Annotated in this window: 20 protein-coding genes and 1 tRNA gene; 16 read left to right on the top strand and 5 right to left on the bottom strand. The window is 44.6% G+C overall.

Going from position 1 to position 20,696, the window contains the following annotated elements; translation table 11 throughout:
* Window positions 1-7: 7 nt before the first annotated feature.
* The gene (locus tag ACFORK_RS02470; RefSeq protein WP_379195243.1) at window positions 8-166 is read right to left on the bottom strand and encodes a hypothetical protein; all 159 of its coding nucleotides are present in this window, start codon (window positions 164-166) and stop codon (window positions 8-10) included.
* Window positions 167-449: 283 nt separating this feature from the next.
* Here ACFORK_RS02470 and ACFORK_RS02475 point away from each other — a divergent pair, with 283 nt between their 5' ends.
* From ACFORK_RS02475 to ACFORK_RS02485, 3 genes are all read left to right on the top strand, one after another.
* Window positions 450-1,133, top strand: a complete 684-nt coding sequence (locus tag ACFORK_RS02475; RefSeq protein WP_379195245.1) for a M15 family metallopeptidase — start codon at window positions 450-452, stop codon at window positions 1,131-1,133.
* 75 nt (window positions 1,134-1,208) lie between these two features.
* The gene (locus tag ACFORK_RS02480; protein WP_379195247.1) at window positions 1,209-1,604 is read left to right on the top strand and encodes a WGxxGxxG family protein; all 396 of its coding nucleotides are present in this window, start codon (window positions 1,209-1,211) and stop codon (window positions 1,602-1,604) included.
* Window positions 1,605-1,800: 196 nt separating this feature from the next.
* A complete protein-coding gene (locus ACFORK_RS02485; RefSeq protein ID WP_379195249.1) occupies window positions 1,801-1,893 on the top strand; it encodes a YjcZ family sporulation protein in 93 nt (30 codons plus the stop codon).
* 50 nt (window positions 1,894-1,943) lie between these two features.
* On the opposite strand, the gene ACFORK_RS02490 is transcribed toward ACFORK_RS02485, so the two are convergent.
* Complete coding sequence (locus tag ACFORK_RS02490) at window positions 1,944-2,258, bottom strand: hypothetical protein (protein WP_379195251.1); 315 nt, start codon at window positions 2,256-2,258, stop codon at window positions 1,944-1,946.
* A 237-nt stretch (window positions 2,259-2,495) separates the two neighbouring features.
* A tRNA-Leu gene (locus tag ACFORK_RS02495) sits at window positions 2,496-2,581 on the bottom strand.
* Between the two features lie 317 nt (window positions 2,582-2,898).
* Between ACFORK_RS02495 and ACFORK_RS02500 the strand changes: the two genes are divergently transcribed.
* Entirely contained in the window at window positions 2,899-3,195 is a 297-nt protein-coding gene (locus ACFORK_RS02500; RefSeq protein WP_379195253.1) for a hypothetical protein, read from the top strand.
* A 71-nt stretch (window positions 3,196-3,266) separates the two neighbouring features.
* On the opposite strand, the gene ACFORK_RS02505 is transcribed toward ACFORK_RS02500, so the two are convergent.
* The gene (locus ACFORK_RS02505; protein ID WP_379195255.1) at window positions 3,267-3,365 is read right to left on the bottom strand and encodes a sporulation protein YjcZ; all 99 of its coding nucleotides are present in this window, start codon (window positions 3,363-3,365) and stop codon (window positions 3,267-3,269) included.
* A gap of 211 nt (window positions 3,366-3,576) precedes the next feature.
* On the opposite strand from ACFORK_RS02505, the gene ACFORK_RS02510 reads away from it, so the two are divergent.
* From ACFORK_RS02510 to ACFORK_RS02520, 3 genes are read left to right on the top strand one after another with little or no spacing between them, the layout of a single operon-like run.
* Entirely contained in the window at window positions 3,577-4,971 is a 1,395-nt protein-coding gene (locus tag ACFORK_RS02510) for a spore germination protein (protein WP_379195257.1), read from the top strand.
* A complete protein-coding gene (locus tag ACFORK_RS02515; RefSeq protein ID WP_379195259.1) occupies window positions 4,968-6,065 on the top strand; it encodes a GerAB/ArcD/ProY family transporter in 1,098 nt (365 codons plus the stop codon). The genes ACFORK_RS02510 and ACFORK_RS02515 overlap by 4 nt, the downstream gene beginning before the upstream one ends.
* Window positions 6,062-7,192 (top strand): Ger(x)C family spore germination protein, encoded by a 1,131-nt coding sequence (locus ACFORK_RS02520; RefSeq protein ID WP_379195261.1) that lies wholly within the window; start codon window positions 6,062-6,064, stop codon window positions 7,190-7,192. Before ACFORK_RS02515 ends, ACFORK_RS02520 begins: the two co-directional genes overlap by 4 nt.
* Before the next feature lie 598 nt (window positions 7,193-7,790).
* Here ACFORK_RS02520 and ACFORK_RS02525 read toward each other — a convergent pair.
* Complete coding sequence (locus ACFORK_RS02525) at window positions 7,791-8,297, bottom strand: hypothetical protein (protein ID WP_379195263.1); 507 nt, start codon at window positions 8,295-8,297, stop codon at window positions 7,791-7,793.
* Window positions 8,298-8,614: 317 nt separating this feature from the next.
* Between ACFORK_RS02525 and ACFORK_RS02530 the strand changes: the two genes are divergently transcribed.
* The 9 genes from ACFORK_RS02530 to pgmB all read left to right on the top strand — a co-directional run bounded on the left by ACFORK_RS02530 (window position 8,615) and on the right by pgmB (window position 20,082).
* A complete protein-coding gene (locus ACFORK_RS02530; RefSeq protein WP_379195265.1) occupies window positions 8,615-9,385 on the top strand; it encodes a glycosyltransferase family A protein in 771 nt (256 codons plus the stop codon).
* Window positions 9,386-9,572: 187 nt separating this feature from the next.
* The gene (locus ACFORK_RS02535; RefSeq protein WP_379195267.1) at window positions 9,573-10,094 is read left to right on the top strand and encodes a serine O-acetyltransferase; all 522 of its coding nucleotides are present in this window, start codon (window positions 9,573-9,575) and stop codon (window positions 10,092-10,094) included.
* A gap of 361 nt (window positions 10,095-10,455) precedes the next feature.
* Window positions 10,456-11,448 (top strand): LacI family DNA-binding transcriptional regulator, encoded by a 993-nt coding sequence (locus ACFORK_RS02540; protein ID WP_379195269.1) that lies wholly within the window; start codon window positions 10,456-10,458, stop codon window positions 11,446-11,448.
* Window positions 11,449-11,626: 178 nt separating this feature from the next.
* On the top strand, window positions 11,627-13,969 hold the full coding sequence (locus tag ACFORK_RS02545; RefSeq protein WP_379195271.1) for a glycoside hydrolase family 65 protein: 2,343 nt from the start codon (window positions 11,627-11,629) through the stop codon (window positions 13,967-13,969).
* A 16-nt stretch (window positions 13,970-13,985) separates the two neighbouring features.
* Window positions 13,986-15,290 (top strand): ABC transporter substrate-binding protein, encoded by a 1,305-nt coding sequence (locus tag ACFORK_RS02550; RefSeq protein WP_379195273.1) that lies wholly within the window; start codon window positions 13,986-13,988, stop codon window positions 15,288-15,290.
* A 62-nt stretch (window positions 15,291-15,352) separates the two neighbouring features.
* A complete protein-coding gene (locus ACFORK_RS02555; RefSeq protein WP_379195275.1) occupies window positions 15,353-16,249 on the top strand; it encodes a carbohydrate ABC transporter permease in 897 nt (298 codons plus the stop codon).
* A 16-nt stretch (window positions 16,250-16,265) separates the two neighbouring features.
* Window positions 16,266-17,105 (top strand): carbohydrate ABC transporter permease, encoded by an 840-nt coding sequence (locus ACFORK_RS02560; protein WP_379195277.1) that lies wholly within the window; start codon window positions 16,266-16,268, stop codon window positions 17,103-17,105.
* A gap of 52 nt (window positions 17,106-17,157) precedes the next feature.
* Window positions 17,158-19,362 carry an alpha-L-rhamnosidase-related protein gene (locus ACFORK_RS02565; RefSeq protein ID WP_379195279.1) on the top strand — a complete coding sequence of 735 codons (2,205 nt, stop codon included), beginning with the start codon at window positions 17,158-17,160 and terminating at the stop codon, window positions 19,360-19,362.
* Window positions 19,363-19,413: 51 nt separating this feature from the next.
* Entirely contained in the window at window positions 19,414-20,082 is a 669-nt protein-coding gene (pgmB, locus tag ACFORK_RS02570) for a beta-phosphoglucomutase (protein WP_379195281.1), read from the top strand.
* Window positions 20,083-20,696: the final 614 nt, after the last annotated feature.

Raw genomic sequence — 20,696 nt, forward strand, 5'->3', positions numbered from 1 at the left:
CTACTGCCTAAGTGCGTGCTCCTGTACTTTTTTCATAAGCGATCAAGGTTACAGTGGGGTTGCCAGTCAGTTCGGCAAGGGCAGCTTCCGCGTTCCGGATAATCTCAACCGCTTCACCTCGTTCGCTTAATGTGGCGATTTTGTAGCTGTCGCTATGGATGTCCATGACAAATCTCCTTTCACTGTTGTATAAGATACCTATTTAGGTTGTCCTTATAGACGGGAAACATCCAGATGCTGAAGCGATAAAAAGGTACAATATGGATTTATAAGCATCACTATATGAGAGTGTAAATTTCTTAGATGGAGTCCCGGACGGTTGTCCGAGGGCTCTTTTTTCGTGGGAAAGAGACGTGTGAAAGTATTGAACTGCAAACGGTCCAAGCATAGGGGTATCTGTACAAGCAGAACAGAAAAATCGGACATCTACTATACCAGGGGGTGAAGATATGCTGACTTTGGACGTGGTAAAAAGCAAATCGACCGCTTCTCTCGCCGGGCTGAATCCAGCCGTGTTGGCCGGAGCAAATACACTGATCGAGCGCAGCTTTGCCAAGGGCGTGCCGATTATCATTACCCAGGGACTGCGGACTATTGCCGAGCAGAATTCTCTCTATGCACAGGGCAGAAGTAAACCGGGGAACATCGTGACCAATGCGCGCGGGGGATTCAGTTATCATAACTATGGATTGGCGATTGATTTTGCTCTGTTGCTGCCAGATGGGAAGGGCATTTCCTGGGATATGAACCGTGACGGAAACGGCAACAAAATAGCGGACTGGCAGGAAGTGGTGCAGGAGGCCAAAAAGCTGGGCTTTGAATGGGGAGGGGACTGGACTTCCTTCAAAGATTATTCCCATCTGCAGATTGCTTATGGACTTTCAATTGATCAATTGCGGGCAGGCCTCCGGCCGTCGGCAGAGCAGATCAAGGCTGCGCTTAACGTGATCAATGGAGGTGACAACGTGAACAAAGATGTGAAAGTAAGCATCGTTCTGAATGGCAACAAGCTCACAGACGGTGTTCTGGATACCGGCATCACCTATGTGCCCGTGCGGGCGCTGGCGGAAGCGTTGGGAGCGAAGGTTACGTATGATGCTGCAAGCAAGACCGTGAATATTGTTACGGGATAGCCGCTTTGGGACTGTATAGAAAATAAGGGATGAGGGGAAATTATCAGCAATCAAACTACAAGGGGGCAACATATCTTGAATAAGCTGATAACAAGCCTTATCTGTACCGCTGCATTGTCCATGACACTGCTTGGCACCGGTTATACAGCCGAAGCTGCCGGAGTCGACGGGGTGGGCGATACCACGCGCAATACAGGCACCATTAGAAATGACGCGAACCGTATGCATCCTAATGGCAGTATGATCAATGGAACGACAGGAACGAACAGAGGTAACAACAACATCCTGGACAACAACGTTCGGACTGAAAATAACCACAGAATAGCTCCGTTGTCCACCACGAACCAGGACGGCACCTATCGGGCGACCAGCACCACTAGTACCGGAACCGGGTCAAACTGGGGCTGGTTGGGACTCATCGGCCTGTTGGGTCTGGCTGGCATGAGAAATCGTACTGGAGAGCGCAGCTAAGTAGAAAAAAGTAAGAGCCGAGCGCTTGCAGGCGTGTGGGAATAAAGCTGATTTTATTAACGTTCCTGCCGATCAGGCAGGGACGTTTTTTGTTGTGTCTGGGTAAAAGAATCTCAAACGATGCTTTGGGTATCAGCACAAGCAGAGATAGGAGTGGAGAATATAATGGGTGTAGAACGACAGAGGAGGGATAAGGATGAGTGGCTATGCAGGACTCGGTGGATTCACTTCCACTACCGTAATTTTGGTGCTTTACATTCTCTTGGTGATTGTTTTGAGAACATTCTAATGAAAATGTGTCATTAAACAGGAGCCTGCGTAAGCAGGCTCCTGTTGTCACTAGGTGTACAATAATGTGATGACCAGCAATTCATAAAGGACAAGGGTTAAGATTAGTTCATCATTGGAGTATGGACTCCGTTGTCCTCCCTGACTGCTAACCTTTAAATACATCAATCCTCCGTTGCAGCCGACAATTCTCCCCACGTACACCTGGCCATCCAAGGTTTCAATTCTAACGGATTGATTGCCATGGACCCGGCAAATATTGTGGAGTTTGTCTCGAACACTTCTTAAATTATGAATCGTGTTATTGTCCGCTCTGTATAACACCTGCTGCTGTGGATGATGATATCCTGATGGTTGAAGACTCATGGGTATATGACCTCCGGTTACTAAATATTATTTCAGAATTATCGTATGCATTTGCCTAGGGGAGGGTGCGTGGCTTCAGGGATTAGTCTTTTATGGAGATGCAGGGCGAGGGGATTTTGTCTTAATAGAGAAGATCGAGGATTATACATTACGTCTACAGAAAAAATGTTAGTAAAACCACCTAATAAACAAATAAGGGTTCCAGCCCGAATGAGCTGAAACCCTTATTGTTATGGATGCCGAGGACCGGGATCGAACCGGTACGGTAGTCACCTACCGCAGGATTTTAAGTCCTGTGCGTCTGCCAATTCCGCCACCCCGGCATGTAAAATGCTGAATTGCAGCTGGTAACTCGTGTTATTGGCGACAAGATAGATAATATCATGTTTTGGACAATCATGCAACCCCTAAAAATATGTAAGTTTCCTCAATTATATAGCAGTTTCAAAATTACGCTATGATCCAATGTGATCATGGCTTTTTTGGATTAGCGCATAAGGAAGAAAACCTCTAAGAGCATAATAACCATCCTGCCGGTATCGTTACCTGTCCTTCTTTTCCTTATTTTATGACCGAGGGATGATCCTTTTCATAAAGTCCTGGAGATGTACAAGGCTATACTGGTCCGATACGACACACGTTGCGATTTACCAAACCGAAATGGCCTGAAGCTGCGCGTCCCAAGCTTAAACTTCGCCTGAGCGGAATGAGTAAAGGACAGATTAAGTTGAATGGTATTGATCGTGGCCGCTATTGGCACATCGGGCCGCAGATGGATTATAAAATTCCGCTTGCCTGGTTGCAGGATGTCAATGAAATTGAGCTTCTGGATGAGGCGGGACATGATCCCGCTAATGTAAAGCTGCTTTATGATAATCAGTCGAGCCGCAGATGGAAGACGATCTCAGCACCGCTTTGTTTTGATTATGCTTTATGAAGGAACTTTTCCTATATGTGGAATCGAGAACCTGACAAAGTGTCAGATTCTCGATTCCACTTTTTTATAACTTAGAATGTTCTCAAAATAATGACCAGGAGAATGTAAAGCACAAGAATGACTGTAGTGGACGTGAAGCCTACTGGGGGATAACCTGCACATTCGCTCATTCCAATCCCTCCTTTGTAACTTTCTACACTAATGTATGTGTACATTTGTGGATCGTAAGTGTGAATGCCTACATTGTTAACCCAGTAAAAAGAAATCTACGTTCTTAAAATGGTGAAAAACGGGGTTAATTTTAAAAAAATATGAAATGGATAAAAAGTTAATTCATGGGGAAATTATGGGCGTAACCAAAAGAGAAAGGAATGGCCTGAGATGAATGCTGACCAGTCCGCAGAAAAAAATAAGAAGATGATGAATGAGCTTTTATCTGAAAGTTCAGATTTCAAAACGAGCACTTTTGTGGCTGGAGAACGTTGTTGTTACCTTTTTTATTTGAGTACCATGGTTGATCCAGCTGTGGTACAAGAACATATTATCCGTCCTCTTCTTGGTCTCAAGCAATTCACTGTTCGTGAGGGCATTTCAATTTTGGATTACAATGAGACGGAGCTTGTATCGACCGCCCTAATGGCTCTTATCGAAGGAAAGACCGTCCTACAAATAGATAAGGAAGCAAAGTTTTATTTGCTTGGAACAGAGCTTTCAAAGGAACGTTCCATAAACATACCGATGAATGAACGCGTATTGCGTGGTTCCAATGAAGCATTAATTGAAAATCTCGATACAAACATAAATCTGATACGAAAAATAATTGCAACTCCTGAGTTAGCTGTAAGACAATATGAACTCGGTCGAAAGTCGAAAAATAAGATTTCTATGCTCTATATGAATTCACTGGCTAATAAAGATGTTGTAAATGGACTTGATCAGAAGCTAAAAAGTATTGAACTAGATAATGTTGAAGCTCTAGGTTTCATTCAAGATTTAATTCAGGACGGGAAATTCTCATGGTTTCCGCGAATACTTGTAACAGAGAGGCCGGATCGAATAAAGTCATATCTGCTGGACGGAAAAATAGCGATTTTGATCGATGGTTCTCCGGATTGCTTAATTGTTCCAGTGTCCTTTTGGGCATTTTTTCAGAGTCCAGACGACTATCAAGTGAATTGGATCATTGGGAGTTCCTTTCGTCTTCTCCGTATCGTGAGCTTTATTCTCGGTATTTGTTTGCCTGGCGCTTATGTAGCCCTCGTTTCATTCGACCCCCGCATTATTCCGTATGAATTAGCGCTGACCATGCAAAGTACTATGGCATATATCGCAATTCCTCCAGTATTTGAAGCAATATTTATGTTGATTACGCTTGAAATTTTACGTGAAGCGACAATTCGTCTCGAAAGCTTTAACAGCCAGACGATAGGGGTTGTAGGAGGTATCGTTATTGGAACTATTGTTGTTCAGGCAAATTTAATTTCTACAATGATGGTTGTTATAGTTGCATTCACAGCTATCGCTTCATTCATAATTCCTTCGTACGAAATGAGAAGTGCGGCAAGACTTTTGACCTATCCGTTCATAATTTTATCCGCAATATTGGGTTTGATCGGGTTGGTGCTTTCCTTTTTATTAGTTCTCACTCACCTTGCACGTATTAACACGATGGGTATCCCCTATTTTTATTCCGGAATTGCTGGTTCTAAAAATAACGATACGATTTTCAGAGGATCAGCTAATAAGAGAAACCATGCAAGGGGATCAACTGAATGAACAGTGCAGGGAAAATTAGTCTCAAACAACTATTTTGTCTCGTTATCCTGACTCAAGTTGGAGTTCATGTACTGGCAATCCCCTATGATGAATCGCGTTATTCAGGTCATGACTCATGGATGTCCGTTTTACTTGGGGGAGTGTATGCTCAGTTAGGTATTTTGATTATTTTTTTTCTGGGAAAAAGATACGGCAATCGGTCACTGCCCCAATATATATCCGCAATAGTGGGTAAGCCTCTGGGACCAATAATAAGCATTTTGTTTAGCTTATATTGCGCAGAGTCTAGTCTGCTGGTGATAATTGGATATTCTGATGTCCTTAGTAGATGGATGCTACATAACACGCCTTGGTTTGTTATATCTGGAGTAATGTTCGCCGTAACAGCATATATAGCGTCTTCTTCGCTACAATCTATAAGTACAATAACAGAGACCCTTATGCTAATTTTTCTGGCTTGTTTTGCCATTGTATTTATCAGCGGAACTGGAAAAGGAGATCTTCTCCATTTTATGCCCATTTTTAATCACAAACTCAGCTCAATTTTGAGGGGTTCTCTCTCAGGCTTCTGGGCTTATGCCGGATATGAGCTTCTGCTTTATGTGCTTCCATATGTAAAGTGCCGTAAAAAAAGCTACATCTTATTAACTGTTTCTGCGGCTAATGGTTTTACAACTTTTTTTTATGTGCTGATATCCGTCATAGTGACCTACAGCTTCAGTGAAAACCAACTGAATTCCGTATTAGAACCAATGATATTCATTCTTCGTCAATTCGCATGGCCGGTCGTGCAAAGTCTTGATATCTTATTTTTGGCAATGTGGCTCTTAGTGACTTTAGCAACAGCTTATGTTTATTTATTTCTGTCAGCTCGTTATATGGCTTCTGCTGGTACAAAGGAATTTCGGAAGCATCCTCTCCTCATATGGTTTATAGCAATCGTTTGCTTTGTGATTGGACAATGGGGCTCTAATCGTCAATGGCTGCTTAGTTTTTCAACTTATCATAATAAAGCAACCATCATTGTTATATTTGTTCTTCCAACAATCCTGCTACTTGTCTCTAAAGTGCGGGGAAAGGCAGACCTTAGATGAAAAAAATGGCGATTTGTTTTGTGTTAGTGGCGCTGCTAACGGGATGTTGGGATGAAATGCGGCTGCGTGACTTACATTTGGTAGATATCGCGGGTATAGACTTTGATAAAAAAAGTGGAGAGTTCATTCTTAGTTTTGCTGTCACACAAATAAAAAAAGCAGGCCAGGGAGGTGGAGAGGCAGTTACAGAAACAACAGAGCTAAAAGGATCGAGTTTAGTTGAAGCTATAGAACAAGGAGAATATAAAGAACAAGGCCCTTTCCTTGCGAGTAACACGAGACTTTTTTTAATAAGCGAGTCGTTCGCTTCGAATGAACCTACAAAAAGGTTCTCATATTTACTTCATGCACCATATACGTCGATAAATGCTCCGGTAGTAGTATATGAAGGTTCAGTTTCTAAGCTTCTCCAGAAGTTTGCTTCAAAAGATGAGTTTTCAAAGAAGCTAAACAGATTAATAATGTCATTGGAGACTAATGGAATGATATCCAACGTTTCAATGATGCATTTTATATTATCTCAAGAAGAGCGGTTAGAAGACATTGCATTACCAGTTGTGAGGAGATCCGATTCAGGATTGGAATTGGGTGGAGCCTTATTATTTCGTCAAGGTAAAAGTACAGAAGTTAAACTTAGCAAAGAGGAACTTCGTTTAACAATGCTGATGTTAGGCAAAGACATGGGAATGCAAAAGATAACTGGCAGGCTACCAGAAAAAAATGAAACAATTACAACGGACGGAAAACAAAAAGGCAATGAGTTTGCATTTTCCGTCAAAAAGGTAAAGTCGCAGACAGTGGTTATTCCTAAATCTAATAGCCTGCCTACAGTATCAATTCATGTATCATTGGCTATTAATGTATACGCAATCGATGAAAAAGGCCGTCCATTTAAAAAAATGTATGTAGAACAAGCAGAAAAAGAAATCAGTCAATATTTGAAGAGTGCTGCTAATGATACAATAAAGAAATTACAAAAAGCAAATTGTGATCTGCTCAATATTGGGGAACACATCAAGGCATTTCATCCGAAAACCTGGGGTTCTTTGGATTGGAGAACAGACTATCCCCGATTGCCTATTGACTTGAAATTGGACGTTCAGATCCTAAACACAGAGGTTGAATAATCCACGTAATTTCCGACCTGCCAGCCGTCAATTTTACGCGAGAATAAGTCTAGAACACTTGCTAAATAAACTGTGCCTTGGCGTATCCGGATGTAGGTGATATCTGTAATTGATCGCTGCTATTGAAAATTGACTTGTAACATAGAACAAGCCGCCTTCTAATAGAAAGCGGCTTGTTTTATGGCGGATTATCATTCAGTGTGTGACATAAAGCTTATTTTTCTCGTCTTCTGAATACATAACTCAGAATATCCACAATAGCTCCTGTCAAAAAGAATGAAGCAAAGTGTAACAAATAAGCAGTCGGACGAATGACATCATCGGTTCCGATGATCCAACTTCGAAAGGACTGGTCATAAACGATAGTATTCAGGAGGGGATTAAAACCAATCAGCAAAATATTCTTGTCGTCGTTTCCCATGTAATTAAGCACACAAACTAGAATGCTTACTAATGAGAACCAGAAAGTAGCTTTTCTGAAAAGGGACATATGATTTCTCCTTATTCTATAGGTGATAGGGCATGATTGTTCACTTTAATACACTATTAGAAAGACATAAAATTTTGAAGAATTCGCTTATGTAGGATGGTGATGAATTTAATGCGCAGCATAAAGCTCAAACTCCTTAAGTAATTCCCCTGCTTTCAGCATTGTAACTTTATTGATTGAATATTTGCCAACTAAATGTTTTACAAATTCACAGCCAAGGTAATATCCTACGTCGGAATAATCATGGAAATTGTTCCAATCCCCGAAAAATTCCTGGGTACTCTGGTTTGTATTGATTCTATGAAGGTATTCTTTTTTGATGAAATCAGTATTCGAAACACACCAGTCTAACCACCCATTCTTATCTTGATGGTAGAAATTCATATTATCACATAACAACTGCTCAAAATACATTGCCACCCCTTCTTGACACAATTGAAGAATCGAATACTCGGTTTGGTTTTGAGCGATGGCGACCCTCCCGTTCTGTTGCCCAATATGTCCGAGCTCGTGATACAGCAATGCAGCAAGGTCTTCAGGAGCATCCCAACCTAGTTCAAGAATCTTTTCAACTCCTAATAGCACAACACTGCGTTCATTTATTTTTTTGCCCACCCAGCGCCGTTACACAAACCTAAAAAACAATATCAACCTCCGGCTCAATCAAGCCATGTTTATCAAATGTTATAGAAAGTAATTCCACGGATTCTACAAAATATAGCATAATAAGTGTCGATAATTTTCATAGCTAGGCGGCACCCCACAAAGATATGTATTGTATAATCCATTTTACAATTTTGCTTGAAGGGTAGCATATATTCACAAAGTTTAAAAGAGAGTTTTTATTTTAGAAAAATTTTAAATCCATACAATTTTCGACATAAAGTCTACCATTATACGTGTATTATTATGGAAAAAAGGCTGTGGTGACTATGGGCGACTCTATCAAACTGTCTGTGGCGATATGCACCAGGAACCGGCATGACGACCTGTTGAAATGTGTGGAGTCGATCTCAAGACAAGCGAACATTGAGGGTGACAGCATTGAGGTCATTATTGTTGATGATGGTGATACCGATAGAGAGTGGCTCGACCACGCCGGTAGCCTCATTAACAAGGGGAATATGTATCTTCGATACTATAAGAAAGACCCCACTGAAGCTGGTTTGATCAAGTCTAGAGTTAAGTCCATTGAGATTAGCAGCTACGACACCATTCTTTTCATAGATGATGATGTTGAGCTTTCACCTGACTATTTTGATGTTCTTAAGGAAACGCTGCTTTCTTACCCGGAAGCTGTTGGAATTAGCGGCGCTGACCAAGGCTTTTCCTGCTCTGTCAAAGGTAGATTCATGATGATTCTCAGTGGTCGCAGCTTGTTGTCTCCGGGGAAATACTCGTTAAGCGGATTTGCTTCAGCTATGAATTTGTGGAATGTCCAGAAGAATGTTTTTGAGACAGAGTTTTTGCATGGCTGCAATATGTGCTACCGCAAAAAGTACCTGTCTGAGATCGAAGCCGTAAACTGGCTCCAAGGGTACAGTCTAGGTGAAGATTTATATATATCTGCTTTGGCTGGTAAACACGGTCCGATGTATGTGAATCCGGCTCTGAAATTAATACACCACGGATCTCCAACCTCAAGAGAGATAAAGTCGAGCAGGTCTCGTACACCAAAATCATTAATCACTTCCATTTGCTAAAAACGAGAAATAAGGCAAATTACTTCAGGTATCTTATGCTCAGATGGACGGCCGGATTCCTCAGTATGGAAGCAAAGGTTAGTCGTAATCATGAGGCTTATCTTGGTTATAGAAAAGGGAAAAAGCAGCTCCGTTCACTTTTTAAAGGTGCATAGCATAAATTTCTTGGTAGATGGAGGGAGCCCAGGTGATCAAGTCATTTAGAACAGATTTGAAAGCGAATCGTAGAAATCCACAAACGCTGATGGTCTTATTTACTTATCGCTTTGGTAACTGGGTTCACTATCAGGTTAAGAGTAGAATTGTCAAGAAACCGCTGTGGGTACTCTATAAGGGGATGGACTTGATTTTCGTCAGGATTATCTCTAATGGAGAATTACATGCACAGGCCAAGATCGGGGACTATCTTCATTTACCGCATGGTCTGAATGGGATTATTATTAGTCACAAAGCGGTTATCGGTAGCTATGCTACCATCTTTCATCAAGTGACCATTGGTGGAAGGAACGGTTTAGGTGAGCCAGTCATTGGGGACAGAGTCTTGATCGGAGTGGGAGCGAAAATACTTGGTCCTATCTGGATTGGGAATGATGCGAATATCGGAGCGATGTCGGTAGTGGTTAAGGATGTGCCTGACAATGCATCAGCCATAGGGATCCCTGCGAGAAATCTGCTGCGCAATGAACCTAAAGAGGCACATGATAGATAGACGGAGGAAGCAATCATGTGAGAGAAGCTCTAAAAACAGGTGATGTTTCATCACACAAATTTAGTTCGAACGAAACTCATAACCCTGAATGAAGTGGTATAAAATTGAGCAATTTTACCCTGAATTGAACTGGAAATAAAGTAATTGAATGTAGTTTATAACTTTGGTCAAAACTTCTGAAAGGCACGCTGAGCAAGGAAAAGTAGCGCTTTTTCGGTTAGTGCTATGGTTCTAATTCCCACCTTTTTGTGACTTCCTTAAATTCCTCGCCACGCCCTATGTGTTATAATGGGGTTTACATTCAGTCATAGTTGAAATATCAAGAAGGATGGTAGGGCCGATTATGGTATCGATTAAAGATGTGGCAAAACATGCAGGCGTGAGTATTTCTGCGGTCTCTAAGACGCTTAATGGGTATAGCGATGTCAGCGAAGCTACGCGGAAGAAGATTTTGCAGGCTGCGCAGGAGCTGAACTATTCGCCCAATATGCTGGCCAAGAATTTGAAGCATAAGGTCACAAAGACGATTGCGCTGATCATTTCGAACTTTGAGCAGGCCAACGGGAAGGACGGCGTCATGTTCCAGATCATGAGTGGCGTCTATTCGGCGGCTACCGAGTTCCGGTATGAGGTTGTGATCTATACCCGCAGTCTGTCTGAGCAGCAGGATAAGTCGTACTGGCAATTCTGCAAGGACCATAAGATTGCAGGTGTGGTAATCTCGGGTCTGCGGACGACCGACCCTTATTTCGAGGATCTGGTAGGCAGTGATATCCCTTGCGTCGTTATTGACGCGGATACGGTTGGCCCGCATGCTGGCTCTGTAATCACGGATAATCTCAAGGCTGCGCGGCAAGCGGTGAGTTACCTGATTGGCAAGGGACATCGGGAGATCGGGATGATTAATGGGCATAAATATGCTACGGTTAGTATTAAGCGGGAGCAGGGGTATAGAGAAGCGCTGGAGGAAGCGGGAATCGAGTATATTCCTACGCGTGTAGTAGAAGCAGATTTTAGCGAAGAACAGGCTTATGCCCTTGCAGAATCTTATATTTCGGAGAACCCTCGTCTAACAGCTGTGTTTGTGGCCAGTGATCTTATGGCGATTGGTTTTATGAACCGCTGCCGCGAACTGGGGCTGCAGATTCCAGGCAATATCTCAATTTTGGGGTTCGATGATATTGTGTTATCTAGTTATACTACGCCTAAGCTGTCCACGATTAGCCAGGATTTTGCCGGGATCGGATACTCCGCACTGGAGCAGGTGGTGAAGATGCTGGAAAATAATACCCCTGGGTATCATAAGATTCTTCCCTTCAAAATAGTTGACAGAGAGACGATCATGACTTTATAATTAGGTCGAAAACGTTTTCGAAATCCCTTACACAAATCGTTATACCAGGGCATCTTAGTGGGTCTTTCAAAATCGTTTTCGATCTTTTTTTCTAGGAATCGAAAACGATTTCGATATCGCTTACAAAGTTTCCAAAATTAGAGAGAGAATATAGGAGAAAGAAAGGAAAATCTAACCCATGCTAAATTACAACAAGACACTACCAGATGGAGCCCCGGGGTGGGTTGTATCGGAAGACCAATTCTCAAGCTTGGCACTAGCCAAATGTGAGGCTGTAATGTCTCTTGGTAACGGCTACATGGGACTTCGTTCCGCAGCGGAGGAGTCTTATGTTGGTGAAACACGCAATCTGTTCGTGAATGGTACATTCAACCGCTTCGATGACCTTGAAGTTAGCGAGCTGCCAAATGCAGCGGATCTAACCAAACTGGACATTCGTATTGATGGCAAACGCTTTAACTTGGAGCAAGGTGAAGTTAAGAATTACAGCCGCAGCCTGAATCTGCGTGATGCTGAATTGGTTCGTACCTTCATCTGGAGCAATAACGGTAAAGAGCTGGAATTTACTTTCCGCCGTTTCGTATCACTGGATAACCTGCACATTATCGGGCTGAAGATGGAAGTGAAAGTGCTTCGTGGCTCGGTAAATCTGTCCGTTAGCTCCGGTATTGATGCTCAAGTCAGCAACAGCGGTAGCCAGCATTTCCATGAAGGCGAAAAGCGTATCTATGACAAGACTTATCTGGAGCTGATCCAGACGACAACAGAGTCGAAGGTTGATTTTGTTATCGGGGCTTCTCACCAATTGAAGGTAGACGGCCAGACTGTTGAAGTTGCACCTGCAATGGAGATTGACCGCCGCAAGGTAGCAGTAGCCTACAAGCTAGACCTGCAAGAAAGTCAAACGCTTACCTTCGACAAGGTTGCAACTGTATACACTAGCCGCGACAAGGAATTCGGTGACAACTACAGCCTGCCAACTGCGCGGGAAGTAGCACTTGCAGCATTGAAAACAGCGCAAGAGTCCGGATACGACGCCTTGTTCAGCAACCATGTTGCTGCTTGGGCTAAGGTATGGGAGAAATACGGAATTACGATTGAGTCCAGCAATCCATTTGACTTGCTCGGTGTACGCTTCGCACTCTATCACTTGGTAGTAATGACACCAGCTCACGATAACAGAATGGGTATTGGAGCTAAAGGTTTGAGCGGCGAAGGCTATAAAGGCCACTCCTTCTGGGATACAGAAATCTTCATCCTGCCATTCTACATCTACAGCAACCCAGAAATTGCCCGTTCCTTGCTGGAATACCGCTATCTGGGATTGGAAGGCGCTCGTAACAAGGCGAAGGAAAATGGTTTTGCCGGAGCGATGTATCCATGGGAAGCAGCTTGGCCGTCTGACGGCGAAGTAACGCCGGTTTGGGGTGCAGTTGATATTGTTACAGGTGAGCAGACCAAGATTTGGTCCGGATTCATTGAACAGCACATTACATCCGATATAGCTTATGCAGTATGGCATTACTTCCGCTCTACTGGAGATACCGATTTCATGGAGAAATACGGCTATGAAATTATCTTCGATACAGCTGTTTTCTGGGCAAGCCGCCTGGAGTGGAATGAAGAGCTCGGACGCTACGAAATTAACGAAGTTGTCGGACCAGATGAATATAAAGAGCATGTCGACAACAACGCTTTCACCAACTACATGGCTCACTTCAACATCGAACTGGCAATGGATTATTACAAGGAGCTTGAAGGTAAGAATCCGGAACTGTTCGCCCGTTATGATGCATTGTTGAACCTGAAAGAAGCTCATAAAGTGTGGGAAAGCAAGCTGAATCTGATCTATCTCCCGCAACCGAACGAGAATCTGATTATTCCGCAGGACGATACGTACCTGCAAAAGGAAATTATTGACCTGACACCGTACAAGGATCAGGAAAAAGTGGGCAGTATATTCAATGACTACAACCTGGATCAGGTTGGTAACATGCAGATTTCGAAACAAGCAGACATCATGATGTTGTTCTTCCTACTAGAGAATAAATTCTCACCAGAAGTAAAACGTGCTAACTACGAATACTACGAGGAAAAAACATTGCATGATTCCTCGCTGTCACTGTCCACGCACTCGATTCTGGCCAGCGACTTTGGCGACAAGGAACTTGCTTACCGTCTCTTCCACAGAGCGACCGAGATTGACCTCGGACCGAAGGTTCATTCCTCCGATGCGGGTATCCACTCGGCTTCACTTGGCGGAATTTGGGAATGTGCGGTTATGGGCTTCGCCGGCGTGAGAATGCTGGATGGAGAGCTTCATTTGGCACCAAAACTGCCTGAGCATTGGGATCGCCTGTCCTTCCCGCTCTACTGGCAGGGTAAACGCCTTGAAGTTAACATTACCCCGCAAGAGATTTCCATTACCAATGTTACAGGTGGGTCGATTCAACTGATCGTTCACGGTAAGCAGCAAGAAGTACATGAAAGTGCTACATTTGCTAACACATCGACATTATAAGGGGAGGTCTTTCTATATGAAAAAGACAGTATCCATGAAGGTTGCCGGCGTTCTTGCAGGCGTTATGCTTCTCTCGGCTTGTTCCGCAGGTAACACGAACACAGATAATAACGCAAGCTCCGGCAATACCGGGGGCAAGAAGGTACAGCTTACCTTTACAACTTGGGGTGACGTAAACAGCGGTTCTTCGGAGCAGCAACTGGCGGATGAATTCAACGCCGCGCACCCTGATATTGAAGTGAAATTCGAGCCAGTTCCAGGTGACGGTTATGCAACCAAGCTGACAACCTCTCTAGCAAGTGGTACCGCAGCGGATGTATTCCTGATTGGGGAAGGCGATTTCTACTCCTACGTAGATAAAGGTGTAGTAGAGCCGCTTGACGATTATATTGCCAAGGATTCTTCGTTTGACCTTGCCATGTATCAGAAAGATCTTATCGACATGGAGCGCATCAACGATAAGCTGTACTATCTGCCGAAGGATTTCAATCCGCTAGCATTGTGGTACAACAAACGTATCTTTGACGAAGCGGGTGTTCCTTACCCGAGCGAAGACTGGACTTGGGATGATATGTTCGCTACAGCGAAGAAGCTGACCAAGCAAGAGAACGGCAAATACACACAATTTGGTTTCAACGCAGGTACTTGGGAGTATCCGATCTACACCTACCTGTGGACCAATGGCACTGATATTGCTAATGAAGAAGGTACCAAAGCTGAAGGTTTCATGAACAGTGAGAAGACCATTCAAGCGATGGAGAAATACGTAGCACTGTCCCAAGGTGATGGAAGAGTATCCCCAACACCACAAGATACACAAACTATGGGCGGTGACTCCTCCATGTTCATGACCGATAAGTTGGCCATGATGGTTACCGGTCGCTGGATCAAGTCCGATCTGGACAAATCCAATGTAGAATATGGTTCCGCGCTGATCCCTAAGGGTGCTGACGGCGAACGTGCCGGCATTATCGCAGCTGCAGGCTGGGCAATGAACTCCAAGACTAAGCATAAAGCTGAAGCTTTCGAACTGATGAAATGGTTGTCCGGCCAGGATGCACAGAAACTGCGCTCCAAGAACGGATTGGTACTTCCTGCAACTGTAGCTGAGCTGGATCAAGTAAAAGCTACAGAAGAGAAAGACAAACCAGTTATCGAAATGATGAGCTTTGCACGCAAACCGGTAACAATGCGTTCTTCCAATGGCCCGATTTTCAAAGAAGCATTCACCCAAGCCCTTGAGAAAATCTTGCTTGGCAAGTTGGACGTAAAAGCAGCACTCGACGAAGCAGCTAAAAACGCTGATTCTAAAATCAAATAAATAAGTTTGCGGGTGAAGCACTGAACTAGGTGCTTCACCTGCTTTCCATCAAGGAGGCCGTCATGAATAATACCAAATCGGAGCGCGCGGGTTATTGGTTTATCCTACCGTGGCTGCTGGGACTGGTTATTTTCACACTTGGCCCGATGATCTTTTCGCTGATCCTCTCCTTCAGCAAATGGGATGTAATCACCGGTGTTGAGTCGATTCAATTTGTGGGACTGGATAATTTCAAAGCCATTTTCCATGATGAATTGTTCTACCAGTCTTTAAAAGTAACCTTCATCTTTGCACTTGTCTCTGTGCCTCTCTTCCAGGTAGCATCGATTCTGATTGCGGTGCTATTGAATATGCGTTCACGCGGAATGAAGTTTTTCCGACTCATTTTCTTTATGCCTTCTATTATTCCTGCTGTCGCCACATCTATGATGTGGGTGATGATCTTCAACCCGGAATACGGAATTCTGAATCAGGGATTGGCCTTGTTTGGTATTCAAGGACCGGCCTGGTTGCAAGACCCAAGCTATGCGCTGGGCGCTCTGATCGTAATGGGTCTATGGGGCGTGGGTAACACGATTATCATCTATCTGTCGGGTCTGCAAGGGGTTCCTGAGGACTTGTACGAGGCGGGTGACCTGGATGGTGCGGGTCCGTTCCGCAAATTCTTCAGTATTACATTGCCAATGATTACGCCGACAGTATTTTTCAACCTGATTATGGGGATTATCGGTGGATTCCAATACTTCACTCAAGCGTTCGTTATGACAAATGGCGGACCACTGAACTCGACCCTGTTCTACAATCTTTACTTGTACAATAAAGCATTTATGGAATTTGACATGGGTTATGCGTCCGCGCTCTCCTGGATTCTGTTCCTGATCATCCTGATATTCACGCTAATGGTCATCCGCAGCTCGTCCTTCTGGGTTCACTACCAGGGCGATGATCAAAATGACTAAGGAAGGAGAAGCGAAGATGCAAAAAATACAACCTAGATTCAATCTGTCCAAGCTGATTGCGTTCTTACTGTTGCTCTGTGGTGCTGCCATCGTGCTGATTCCGCTATTGTGGACGATTTCGACATCGCTGAAGACACCGGCTGAAGTGTTCGGTACTGCTTTTTGGCCGAGTTCATGGAAATGGTCCAACTATGCGGATGCCGTGACGGCGATTCCGTTTTTTAAATTCCTGGGCAATACGCTTATCATCCTCATTCCTGTCATGATCGGTACGGTATTCACGTCGGCGATCAGCGCCTACGGTTTCGCCCGCTTTAACTTCCGCGGCAAAAGAACACTATTCCTGATCCTGCTCGCAACAATGATGCTGCCGAGCCAAGTTACCCTGATTCCAACATTCCTGCTGTTTAAGCAAGTGGGACTAACGAACTCGTTCCTGCCGCTGATCCTTCCGGCTTTCTTCGGTCAGAATGCGTTTAATATCTTCCTCGTACGTCAGTTTATGCGTGGGATTCCGCGTGAACTCGATGAATCGGCTTATGTGGATGGGGCCAACCGCTGGCAGATTTTCACCCGGATTATGATGCCGTTGTCCAAAGCTCCGCTGGTTGCCGTATCCATCTTCACCTTTATGGGCGTATGGAATGACTTCCAAGGTCCGCTGATTTATTTGAACTCTAATGAGAAATATACACTCGCACTGGGACTTTCCATGTTCAAGGGCTTGTACAACGTAGAATGGAACATGTTGATGGCTGCGACGATTCTCATTATGCTGCCGGCTTTGATCCTGTTCTTTATCGCACAGAAATATTTCATCGAGGGCATTTCCATCTCCTCAGCCGTGAAGGGCTAATGGGGCTAAAGTGTTATCGTATGACCTACAGATAAGGAGATGAGTTACCTTAATGGCTAGCACTACTAGCAAGCATCCATTCAATCTATATTATAACGGTGGGGAATACGTCAAAATCTGCGGTACGCAGGACGGCTATTTTCCTGATTTCGGTCACCATGTTGCCAATGAGATGGGCGGCGTCTGGCTGCATCCGATCAAGCTGCTGGATGGTTTCTGGCTGAAGCTCACCGACAAGAAGCGGAATATTTCCGTCTGGTCCCGTGCGGACGGCTTTACTAGCGAGCCTTGGGGCAGCCGGTTTGAATATGATCATGGCCTGAGCTACATCCCGGTATCCATGGAGCGTACACAGTTTGCTCCTGAGCATGTAAAAGGGATGACGGCTGCTTATGAAATTAAACACTATGGTGATGAGGAATTGCAGCTGCAGGTGGAGCTTCTGTTCCGTACCGATCTGCGTCCGGTGTGGTACTCCGATGAAGTTGGTATTCATGATGGTACTGCAGATGAAGCAACAGTGCTGAACCCGCGCGAAGTGCTCGTGAAGGACTCCAGCCATGAGTGGTACACACTGGTAGGTACCGATCTTCCTGGTGATCAAGTAGAGACTCGTCCAGATCTGTATGGACCTGAGTTTACAGCTGGAGCAGGATGCGGTATCGCGTTCCGTACCGAGCTTAGACTGGCTCCTGGCGAGAAGCGCCGTTTCAATTTGTTCGTCGCTGGGTCCCACACTTCCCGTGAAGAGGTTGAGGAGACTTATCGTCATCTATCGGCTCAATATGCAGGTTTGCTGGCTGAGAAGCGTGAGGTATATAGCGCGATTGCGGATCGGGCGAAGCTGACAATTGAAGGCGAAACCGAGTGGAACGAAGCCTTTACCTGGGCAAAATGGAACAACCAATGGCTGATCCAAAAGGTGGATGGTATCGGACGTGCGCTGACAGCGGGTGGACCGACGTATCCATGGTGGTTCGGCTGTGACAATACGTATTCCTTGCAAGGGGTACTGGCGATTGGTGATCCACAGCTGGCCAAGGACACACTGAATCTGTTGCTGCAAAAGTCGGAAGAAGTTAACGGTAACGGTCGTTTCATTCATGAAGTGACGACGCTTGGAGCCGTATCGAACAAGGGGAATACACAAGAAACAGCTCATTACATTGCTTTCGTATGGGATCTGTTCCGTTGGACCGGGGACGAAGAACTGCTGCGCCGCCACTACGAATATTGTGTTAAAGGCATCGACTGGCTACTGGGTGAAATGGACCCGGATGGCGATCTGTTCCCTTCTGGTTATGGCATTATTGAAATTGCCGGATTGAATATGGAACTGATCGATAGCGCAGTGTACACAGCACAAGCACTGAAGGCTATGACCGAGATGAGCGGATATTTGCAGGATCGTGAAGCACAGCAAAGATACAGTGAGCTGGCTCAGCGTTGTGCAGATGCCGTGAACAAGTACTTCTGGCAGGAAGAAGAGGGCTTATATGCCGATGCAGTCGCTCCAGCCTCTGATGTTGCGCCAAAAGTAGACTACATGGTCTCCTTGGCAGAAGGACAAGGGATTAACGACTACCGTGAATACGTAGACGGACTCCTGGCTGCTTCCGGTGAGGATGCATCTGCTGACCGCGGTTGGTTGCTGAACAAGAACTGGGTTATAGTGACCCCAATGGAAGCTGGCATCGCTGAGCCTGATAAAGCTCGCCGGGCGCTGGACAACATGCGGAATGATACCTTCATCGGAGAATACGGTACGTACTTGTCTGGTATGTATAAGCAAGGAACGATGACGATTTCAACAGGTGTGCACGCTGTAGCGGAAGTTGCGAACGGCAATCCGGACGCAGCGCTTGATCTGTTGAACCGGATGAAACGGAGTTTCTCACGCGTAATGCCGGGTTCTTTTTCCGAGATGTCACCGGATTACGGTTGTGTAGTGCAGGCTTGGACGATTTATGCGATCGCGGTACCGTTTATACGTCATTTCTTCGGCGCAGAGCCTTTTGCTGCTAATCAAGAATTGAGAATCAAACCACAACTGCCTACTGCTTGGAACGGCAAAGCTTGCTCGCTAGAGCGTTTGGTAGTTGCTGATGCAGAATTCGATCTTACGCTGACACAAACTGATGGTACGCTGAAGGCGGTCATCCATAATGAAGCGGGTTGGAAAGTAACCCTAGATTGGAACGGTAAGACGGTAACTAGCAGTGAGAAATATATTGAACTGGAACTATCCGCAAACTAACCTATAACCTATATAAAGAGACAAGAACATAGAGCTGGGAGATGGAGAATAATGAAACTGGAAGCTGTTATTTTTGACCTAGATGGTGTCATTACTGACACGGCAGAATACCATTACGTAGCTTGGAAAAAGCTTGGGGAGTCCATCGGAATCCCATTCGAGCGCGAATTCAACGAGACTCTTAAGGGCATCAGCCGCGGCGAATCCCTGGAGCGGATTCTGCGTCTGGGCGGTAAAGAAAACGACTTTACGCCTGAACAAAAGGCTGAGCTGGCTCATCAAAAGAACGAACATTACGTCTCCTTGCTGGTAGATCTTACGCCGGCGGATACTTATCCTGGCATTGCTGAGCTGCTGAAAGAGCTGAAAGAACAAGGCATTCCGGCTGTTATCGCCTCTGCGAGCAAAAACGCGCCGCAAATCCTTCGTTCCCTGGAACTGGATAGCTTCTTCCAGTACGTGGTACCACCAGATTCCGTACAACACGGTAAGCCTGCACCGGATCTGTTCCTGGCTGGGGCAGAGAAGGTTGGTGCTAATCCTGAGTTTTGTATCGGCGTCGAAGATGCTACAGCAGGCGTTGAAGCCATTAAAGCTGCTGGCATGAAGGCTGTCGGTATCGGCGAACGTGAAAGCCTTGAAGCGGCTGGAGCCGATGTAGTGCTTCCGGATACGACCGGATTGAGCCTGGCGTTCCTGAACAAAGTGCTAGAAGGTTAAGACTTACATCCGCAAGCCACCAGTGTTCCTATGAGCGCGTGGCGGGAGAATTCATATAAACCAGCAAGTCTCCTTGAGGGGGCTTGCTGGTTTTTTGTTTTTGGAAAAGTTAATGGGAAATTCGTTTAGCATCACAATTTATTGAGCTGAGAGGAACAAGTAAAATATGGTATTATACTGATAGAGTTATTCTGATGAATTCTATTGAAAATAACGCTCTAGAAGGTGAATTTTTCGTTCCCTATAATTTAATAAAAGTCCTCGTCTTATAAATGATAAAAAATAGATTCACTCCCCAACTAAGAGCATTTTCGTACCTTATTTTGCTCGAATATGGGTAAATAGTTCAATTAAGGGCATTTTTGTATCTTATTTTCGAAAAAATACGCTGAAATGCCTATTATCGAAGATTTAAGGTGCAATATTGCCGTTAATTGCTACTAACCTGTAACTGCAGAATAATTAAGGTACAAAAATGCCGCTAATTGCACTTTCGATAATTATTAATGTGTTCTATATAAACATATCAGCAAGGTAATGGGAAAGTAGAATTCAATATTGCCAGGGCTGAACAGTTTGCTGCATACATAACAATAAATGAAACCCGGAAATGA

Origin of the sequence: Paenibacillus sp. GCM10012306, assembly GCF_042649265.1 — a bacterium.
In the GTDB taxonomy this organism is placed as follows: Bacteria; Bacillota; Bacilli; order Paenibacillales; family Paenibacillaceae; genus Paenibacillus_AQ.